This is a genomic window from Amycolatopsis sp. NPDC003861 (assembly GCF_053605405.1).
This window is the reverse complement of record NZ_JBSGJD010000354.1, coordinates 1-7,610: the sequence shown is the minus strand read 5'-3', so window position 1 is coordinate 7,610 and position 7,610 is coordinate 1. Positions and strand designations below refer to the sequence as shown.

9 protein-coding genes are annotated in these 7,610 nt (G+C 70.9%); 1 reads left to right on the top strand and 8 read right to left on the bottom strand.

The annotated features are described in order from the left end of the window. Positions 1-30: 30 nt before the first annotated feature. The 3 genes from ACWEVN_RS44515 to ACWEVN_RS44505 all read right to left on the bottom strand — a co-directional run bounded on the left by ACWEVN_RS44515 (position 31) and on the right by ACWEVN_RS44505 (position 1,497). A complete protein-coding gene (locus ACWEVN_RS44515) occupies positions 31-603 on the bottom strand; it encodes a GNAT family N-acetyltransferase (RefSeq protein WP_452055305.1) in 573 nt (190 codons plus the stop codon). A 41-nt stretch (positions 604-644) separates the two neighbouring features. Further along, entirely contained in the window at positions 645-902 is a 258-nt protein-coding gene (locus tag ACWEVN_RS44510) for a hypothetical protein (RefSeq protein WP_310971229.1), read from the bottom strand. Positions 903-1,041: 139 nt separating this feature from the next. Continuing rightward, complete coding sequence (locus tag ACWEVN_RS44505) at positions 1,042-1,497, bottom strand: Lrp/AsnC family transcriptional regulator (RefSeq protein ID WP_449688135.1); 456 nt, start codon at positions 1,495-1,497, stop codon at positions 1,042-1,044. A gap of 80 nt (positions 1,498-1,577) precedes the next feature. On the opposite strand from ACWEVN_RS44505, the gene ACWEVN_RS44500 reads away from it, so the two are divergent. Next, the gene (locus tag ACWEVN_RS44500) at positions 1,578-2,636 is read left to right on the top strand and encodes a Glu/Leu/Phe/Val dehydrogenase dimerization domain-containing protein (RefSeq protein ID WP_452055304.1); all 1,059 of its coding nucleotides are present in this window, start codon (positions 1,578-1,580) and stop codon (positions 2,634-2,636) included. Here ACWEVN_RS44500 and ACWEVN_RS44495 read toward each other — a convergent pair. From ACWEVN_RS44495 to ACWEVN_RS44475, 5 genes are read right to left on the bottom strand one after another with little or no spacing between them, the layout of a single operon-like run. After that, a complete protein-coding gene (locus ACWEVN_RS44495) occupies positions 2,578-3,828 on the bottom strand; it encodes an ABC transporter substrate-binding protein (RefSeq protein WP_449688130.1) in 1,251 nt (416 codons plus the stop codon). The two genes, ACWEVN_RS44500 and ACWEVN_RS44495, sit on opposite strands and share 59 nt — an antisense overlap. Continuing rightward, positions 3,825-4,982, bottom strand: coding sequence for a branched-chain amino acid ABC transporter permease (locus ACWEVN_RS44490; protein ID WP_452055303.1), 1,158 nt, complete (start codon positions 4,980-4,982; stop codon positions 3,825-3,827). Before ACWEVN_RS44490 ends, ACWEVN_RS44495 begins: the two co-directional genes overlap by 4 nt. Further along, positions 4,975-5,853 (bottom strand): branched-chain amino acid ABC transporter permease, encoded by an 879-nt coding sequence (locus ACWEVN_RS44485; RefSeq protein WP_449688132.1) that lies wholly within the window; start codon positions 5,851-5,853, stop codon positions 4,975-4,977. The genes ACWEVN_RS44490 and ACWEVN_RS44485 overlap by 8 nt, the downstream gene beginning before the upstream one ends. Continuing rightward, positions 5,850-6,623, bottom strand: coding sequence for an ABC transporter ATP-binding protein (locus ACWEVN_RS44480; protein WP_449688133.1), 774 nt, complete (start codon positions 6,621-6,623; stop codon positions 5,850-5,852). The genes ACWEVN_RS44485 and ACWEVN_RS44480 overlap by 4 nt, the downstream gene beginning before the upstream one ends. Next, entirely contained in the window at positions 6,620-7,429 is an 810-nt protein-coding gene (locus tag ACWEVN_RS44475; protein ID WP_449688134.1) for an ABC transporter ATP-binding protein, read from the bottom strand. The genes ACWEVN_RS44480 and ACWEVN_RS44475 overlap by 4 nt, the downstream gene beginning before the upstream one ends. Between the last annotated feature and the right edge of the window lie 181 nt (positions 7,430-7,610).

Here is a 7,610-nt window from a genome sequence, read left to right as displayed (position 1 = left end):
GGCAAGGCGGGTTAGAACCCGCCTTGCCACTCACGACCCGGTTGCGGCAGACCACTCCTCGCGGGTGATGCCGTACTCGACTTCGCCGTGCTCGCTGCCCGGAGCCCGCTCGTGCTCCGGGAACTCCTCGAAGTAGGTGCGGACGAACTTCATCCCCAGTTTCTCCATCACGCGCCGCGAGGCCTGGTTCACCGTCATGGTGAACGCCGTCACCCGGGTGACCCCCAGTTCGGTGAAGCCCTTCGCGAGCAGTGCCGCCGAGCCCTCGGTGCCGTAGCCCTTGCCCCACGCCTTCCGGTGCAGCCGGTAGCCGAGTTCGGGCTGGTCCGGCGGGTCGTCCGGGCGCGGGCGGAAATGGAACCACCCCAGGAAGTCGCCGGTGCTCTTTTCGATCGCCGCCCAGAACCCGTAACCGGGGAAACGCTCGTAGTAACCGAGGAACGCGGGAAGATCCAGGGTGACGATCTCCGTGCGGTCCGCCGGCTGTCCCCCATTGAGGTACTTCATCACGGCCGGGTCGTCGTAGAGCTCGAAGAGCGCGTCCGCGTCGTTCTCGGTGAACCGGCGGAGGATCAGCCGCTCGGTTTCGAGGAATACGTGCATCGGATGATGCTGGCAGTGTCCCCAGTGCGTGGCAAACGTGTTTACGCCGCGGTGGCGAAAACCTCGCCGAGCGCCCGCGAGCCGGCGTCGGTGAGCAGCGCGGGCACGCGCTCGCCGCACTTGCCGGGGTGGGCGGGTGCGATCAGGCCGAGCCGCGCGAGCCGGTGCACGGTGGACTGGTCGCAGCAGCTCAGGCCGTCGATGAAGAGGTCGGGCTCGCAGCTGCAGCTGATCTCGGCGTGGCCGCCGGCCACGGCTCTCAGTGTGGCGCGCTCACGGTGGTTCAAATCGGTGATCATGGCGGCGCCTCCTTCCCGTCGTGCTCATTAGACGCCCCGCCACCGACAGTTTCCGCCTTTGAACGTGCGAACCCGGGTATTTCAGGGGTGCACGTAGGGGCGGCGTGTCGCGCCGTTCCGGGGTCATCCCTGGATACCCCTACGGGAGGGGTTCAAGCGTCGTCTTCCGCAGATGCCGGAAAACGATCGACGTCCGGAACCCGACGATCTCCCGGCGCAGCGCGAGCCGGTCGGTCAGGAATGCGTGCAGCGCGTCGATGCCGGGGGTGGTGACTTCGATCAGGAAATCGTCGTTTCCGGCCGTGACGTACACCGACAGCACTTCCGGGAGTTCGGCGATGGACCGCTGGAAGGAATCGATCACCGCCCGGCTCAGCGGCCGCACCTGCGCCGTGACGAGCGCCCGGACGCCGCGGTTGAGGCTCGGCAGGTCGATGTCGGCGTGGTAGCCGCGGATGACACCGCGTTCCCGCAGCAGCCGGATGCGCTCGAGGCACGTCGAGGGCGCGATGCCGACCTTGCGGGCGATGTCCCGATTGGTCTGGCGGGCGTCTTCCTGCAGCAACCGCACGATCGCCGAATCAAGTTCGTCCAGCACTGGGCCCTCCGTATCCTCGCCGAATTTCGTTCGGCAGTCCGTCCTGGCTGCCGACTGTCACTCTAACTTCGGCGCTCATGACCGCACATGAGCAGCTCGTAGTCCGCCGAGGCCGTCGATCCGGCATCCCCACGATGGTCGCGATCCATTCGACCGCGCTCGGCCCTGCCGTCGGCGGCTGCCGGTTCAAGCCCTACGGCACGCTCGGAGAAGCCATCGGCGACGTTCTCCGCCTGTCGGCCGCCATGACGGCGAAGTGCGCCGTCGCCGGGCTGGCGTTCGGCGGCGGCAAGAGCGTCATCGCGCCCGAGCCGGGCCGCGTCCTTTCGCCCGAGGAGCGCCGGGCCGTCCTGCTCGACCACGCCGACCTGATCGCCGAGTTCGGCGGCGCCTACCAGGCGGGCCCGGACGTCGGCACCGGCCCGGCCGACATGCTGGTGCTCCGCGAAGCGTCGCCGTACGCCTTCTGCACGCCCGAAACCGCGGGCGGAACCGGTTCCTCCAGCGGCCCGACCGCGCTCGGCGTGCTGGCGGCACTGCGGGCGGCGGCCGGACCGGACCTGACGGACCGCCGGGTGGTGATCAGCGGCTACGGCTCGGTGGGCGCCCACCTCGCGGCGAGCCTCCACGCGGCAGGCGCCGACGTCGTCGTCTCCGACATCGACGCGGAGAAACGGCCCGGGGCCGAAAAGCTGGGCCTGACCTGGGCCGAACCGGAGAAGGTGCTCACCCTCACCGCCGACGTCGTCATCCCGGCGGCGGTCGGCGGGGTGCTCGGCCCGGAGACAGTGGCCCGGCTCGACACGCCGCTCGTCGTCGGGCCCGCCAACAACCAGCTCACTTCCGACACCGTCGCGGACGACCTCGCCGCGCGCGGCATCGTGTGGATCCCGGACTACGTGGCCAGCGCGGGCGGGATCCTGTACACACTTTCGCGCGAGGCCGAGGGCCTGGACCACGAAGCCGCGCTCGCTCGCGTGGAGACGATCGAGGACACCGTGCGCACCCTCCTCGAGGCCGCCGCGGCCAACGCGACCACTCCGCTGCACGAAGCGGCCGCGCTGGCGCGAACCCGGCTCACTTCTGGTGCGGAGCCACGTACTCCTTCGCTTCCGGAGCTTCGAACAACGGCTTGACGTACTTGACGCCGCCCTCGGCGGAGGCATCCGGCGTCGCCGCGTACACCTGGCGCGTCGCCGGCGTTCCCGGCTTCGAGAAGTCGAGCGCCGCGACCAGGTTGTCCGTGCTCGCCGACGTCGTCTGCTTCAGCGCCGCGGCGATGCCGTCGCGCGTCAGGTCCTTGTTGTCGCACGCCTTCTTCAGAACCGCGCCCCACACCTCGCCGACCGCGTAGCCGTACGGGACGCCGCCGTTGGGGGTTTCCTTGTACGCGGCCTTGTACTTCGCCGCGACGTCCTTCGCCTTCGGGATGTCCGCGGAGAACGGCACGCTGCTCGCCACCACCGTCAGCTTGTCGAGCGCGCCGGCGGCCGGGCTCTTCAGCAGCGCCGGGTCGAACGTCGGGTTGTTGCCCAGCACCGGGACGTTCAGCCCGAGCGCCTTGTTCGCCCCGACCGTCGAGCCGGTCTGGGTCGGCGTGGTCGTCAGCACGATCACCTTCACGCCTTCGCCCTTGAGACCGGTGACGACGTTGGTCAGGTCGCTGTCGGTCGAGGTGATCTTGACTTCCTTCAGCGCCAGGTTGTGCTTCTTGGCGTAGAACTGCGAGCCGCGCAGGCCGTTCTTGCCGTACTCGCCGTCGATGTAGATGTGCCCGATCGTGTCGCCGTCCTTGAGCTGCCCCTGCTCCTGCAGGTACGACAGGCCGTCGATGATCTCCAGGTCGTAGGTCGTCCCGACGATCATCACGTACGGGTTGTCGAGCAGCTCGGACGACCACGACGCGGGCGCGGCGGTCGTCTTGTCCGAGGCCAGGTTCTGCTTCAGCGCGGCCACCACCGGCGAGCCCAGCAGCTGCACGAACCCGAGCACCTTCGGCTCGATCTGCGGGTACAGCGTCTTCGCCGTGTCGGCCTTGTAGCCGTGGTCGACCTCCTCGAGCTTGACCTGCCGCCCGCACACGCCACCGGCCGCGTTGAAGTCTTTGGCCCACAGCTCGTTGCCCTGCGTGACGCCGAGGCCGAGGTTCTTGAACACGCCGGACTTGTCGGTCATCACGCCGAGCGTCACCTCGTTCGCCGTCACCCCCTTGCCCGTCTTGACGCCGGAGCTGTCCGGGCCCGACGCGCCCGAGTCGTTCGCTTTCGTGCTGCACGCCGAGAGCGCGAGGACGGCCACCAGCGCCGCCGCCAGGTGTGTGCGTTTCATGGTTCCTCCGGGGGTTGACGGCGAGGTCGGGTGAGCCGGCGGCCGATCGCGGCGAGCCCGCCCGGCTCGAACAGCACGACCAGGATGATCGCGGCGCCGTAGACGAACGAGCTGACCAGGATCGGGGTCAGCGCGCCGTCGCCGGTGCCGGAGAACCAGCCCAGGTCGGCCGAATACAGGGCGAGGACCTGCGGCAGCCCGTTGACGATCAGGGCGCCGACCAGCGCGCCGGTGACCGAGCCGAGGCCGCCGATGATGACCATCGCCAGGTAGGCGATCGAGACGTTGATGCCGTAGGTGCCGAACTCGCTCTCGTCCGGCTTGAGGATGTCGAACCACAGCACGGTCATCGCGCCGGCGAGGCCGCCGTAGGCCGAGGAGACGGCGAACGCGCCCGCCTTGGCCCGCAGCACGCTGACGCCCATCACCGCGGCCGCGGCTTCGTTGTCGCGCACCGCCCGCCAGGAGCGGCCGACCCGCCCGCGGACCGCGCCGCGGGCGATCACGAACGCCAGCACGGTGAGCAGCAGGAACAGGTACCACATCCGCTCGGCCTGCCGGATCGGCACGCCGAGCAGGGTGATCTCCGGCCCGTCGTTGGTGAACGGGAAGCCGAAGAGGGAGAACGGTGCCGGCGCGCGCCCGGTCGACGTCCCGCCGGTGAGCTCCTCCGCGGACTGTCCGAAGTAGAGTCCCAGGAAGACCAGCGCCAGCGAGGCGACGCCGAGGTAGATCCCGCGCAGCCGGCCGGCGACCGGCGCGAAAGCCAGGCCGAGCAGGGCCGCGACGACCACCGCACCGAGCAGCGAGAGGCCGGGGTCGAGACCGAAGCCGACCACCCGCTCGTCCCCGGCCGGTCCGGAGAGGACGGTGTAGGCCGTGCCGCCGGCGAGCAGGAAGAACGCGTGGGCCAGGGAAAGCTGCCCGGCCTGGCCGACCACCAGCGTCAGCCCGATCGCGCCGACCCCGCCGATCATCATGTACTGCCCGGCCTTGAGCCACGCCGCGTCGAGGTACAGCGGCAGGGCGAGCAGGACGACCAGCAGCGCGAGTGAGCCGACCCGGCGGACCAGCCGCGCCGGGCGTCGGCGTGGGCGTGGCGGCGCGGCCGTTTCGGGTGGGGTGTCCACTTCGGACACGGCTTGGTCAGACACGCGTTCGCTCCCTCGTGCCGAACAGCCCCGAAGGCCGCACCACCAGGACCACCAGCATCACCAGGAACACCGCGCTCTTGGAGAAGTCGAACGAGACGTACTGCGCCGACAGCGCTTCCACGATCCCGACGACCAGGCCGCCGACCACCGCGCCCGCCGTCGAGTCGAGGCCGCCGAGGATCGCCGCGGGGAAGGCGGCCAGCGCGATCGAGTGCGTCCCGCGGGAGAGCCCGGCGCCGGAGAAGTCCTGCGTCGCGATGAACAGCACGGCCACCCCGGCGAGCAGGCCGGCGACCAGCCACGCGGTCGCGGTGACGCGCGAGCTGCGGATGCCCATCAGCGCGGCGGCTTCGCGGTTCTCCGCCTGCGCCCGCATGGCCACGCCCCAGTTCGAGTACTTGAAGGCCAGCCAGAACGCCGTGATCAGCACCGCCGCGACGGCGAGCGCGACCAGGTGCGTGCGGAACAGCGTGATCCCGCCGAGCCGGAACGGCTTCGCGTCCCAGGCGTCGCCGAGGAAGGGCAGCGTGACGCCGAGGCGGCGCACGATCTCCTCGGTGACGATGACGTCGACGCCGATGGTGAGCAGGGCCAGGCTGTTCGCGTCGGCGTGCCGGGAGCGCGACAGCAGCAGCCGCTCGACGAGCAGGCCGAGCAGCCCGGCCGAGACGATCCCGGCGAGCGACGCGCCGGCCCAGCCCAGCGCGTCCTTCGACACCACGACGAGGTAGCCGCCGAAGAGCACGAGCGAGCCGTGCGCGAAGTTGACCACCTCGGTGGCCTTGAAGATGATCACGAAGCCCAGCGCCAGCAACGCGAACACCGCGCCCTTGCCGAGGCCGTTCACCACGAGCTGCAGGAAAGTGTTCACACTGCCTCCGTGCCCAGGTAGGCCTTGACGACGTCCGGGTCGGACTGGACCTGCGCCGGGGTGCCGTCGGCGATGCGCCGGCCGAAGTCGAGCACCGTGACCCGGTCGGCGATGCCCATCACCAGGCCCATGTCGTGTTCGACGAGCAGGATCGAAATGCCGAGCTCGGCCCGGATCCCGCTGATCGTGCCGGCCAGCTCGGCGGTTTCGGCCGCGTTCATCCCGGCCGCCGGCTCGTCGAGCAGGAGCAGCACCGGCTCGACGGCCAGTGCGCGGGCGAGGTCGACGCGCTTGACGACGCCGTAGGGGAGCGCCCCGGCCGGAGCGTCGACGACCGCTTCGAGCCCGAGGAACGCGCAGATCTCCCGCGCGCGCTCGGCGTGCCGGCGTTCGGCGCGGACCGTCCACGGCAGCCGCAGCCCGACTTCGAGGAACCCGCCGCGGGTGAGCGCGTGCCGGCCGAGCATGACGTTGTCCAGCACGGTCGAGCCGGGGGAGAGGGCCGCGTTCTGGAAGGACCGCCCGACGCCGAGCCCGGCCAGCTTGTGCGGCGCGAGCCCGGTGAGGTCGGTGTCCCCGAGCCGCACGCGCCCGCTGCCGGCCCGGTAGAGGCCGCTGATCACGTTGAAGCAGCTGGACTTCCCGGCGCCGTTCGGCCCGATCAGCGCGTGCAGCGAACCGGGGGTGACGGTGAAGCTCACGTCGTCGAGCGCGCGGATCCCGCCGAATCGGAGCGAAACGGCTTCGACGCGCAGCTCCGGCGGCGTCATCCGGCCCACCTCGACAGGGTCCGGCCCGCCAGGCTCCGGCGTGCGGTCTCCGCCTCGGCTTCGGCGGTTTCCGGCGATTCGGCGTGCCCGCCGAGGTAGAGCCGCTGGACGTCCTGGCTGGCGGCGAGCTCGGCCGCCGTCCCGGCCAGCGCCACCCGGCCCACTTCGAGGACCACGGCGTGGTCGGCGACGTTCAGTGCCATCACGGCGTTCTGCTCGACCAGCACGACGGCGGTGCCCTGGTCGTGGATTTCGCGGATGGTCCGGCCGATCTGCTCGACGACCTTCGGCGCGAGGCCCAGCGACGGCTCGTCGAGCAGCAGCAGCTTCGGCGCGGACATCAGCGCCCGGCCGATGGCCAGCATCTGCTGCTCGCCACCGGACAGCAGGCCCGCGCGCTGCTTGGCGCGTTCGGTGAGCACCGGGAACAGCTCGCCGACCCGCTCGCGTGCGCCGGCCCGCTCGGCCGCGGTCCGGGCGCCGATGCCGCCGGCCCGCAGGTTCTCCTCGACGGTCATCCGGGCGAACACCTGCCGCCCTTCGGGCACGCCGACGACGCCGAGCCGGACGATCCGGGCGGGGTCGAGCTTGCCGAGCGCGTGGCCGGCGTAGCGGATCTCGCCGGCGTCGATCGCGCCCCGGTGCATCCGGAGGGTGCCGGAGACGGCCCGGAGCAAAGTGGACTTCCCGGCCCCGTTGCTGCCCAGCACGGCCAGCACGCCGTCGGCGGAGACGTCGAGGTCGATCCCGTGCAGGGCGGCCGTCGACCGGCCGTACCGCACCCGCAGGCCACGCACGGTCAGCACGAACTCACTCCGGAACGCAAGGGGCCTCCTCCGCTCGTGTGACGTGAGTCACGGTCGGTGGCGGTCATCCTGCGATCAGACGTGGCTCCCGGACACCCCCACCTGGAGACCCCGCGGGCTACGAAACGGACACGGTCTGCCGCGGCTGTCGTGAGTGGTAAGGCGGGTTCTAACCCGCCTT

Coding starts and splice junctions, on each gene's coding strand:
- ACWEVN_RS44480 (WP_449688133.1), bottom strand. CDS start 6,623: ATGACGCCGCCGGAGCTGCGCGTCGAAGCCGTTTCGCTCCGATTCGGC.
- ACWEVN_RS44495 (WP_449688130.1), bottom strand. CDS start 3,828: ATGAAACGCACACACCTGGCGGCGGCGCTGGTGGCCGTCCTCGCGCTC.
- ACWEVN_RS44500 (WP_452055304.1), top strand. CDS start 1,578: ATGACCGCACATGAGCAGCTCGTAGTCCGCCGAGGCCGTCGATCCGGC.
- ACWEVN_RS44510 (WP_310971229.1), bottom strand. CDS start 902: ATGATCACCGATTTGAACCACCGTGAGCGCGCCACACTGAGAGCCGTG.
- ACWEVN_RS44515 (WP_452055305.1), bottom strand. CDS start 603: ATGCACGTATTCCTCGAAACCGAGCGGCTGATCCTCCGCCGGTTCACC.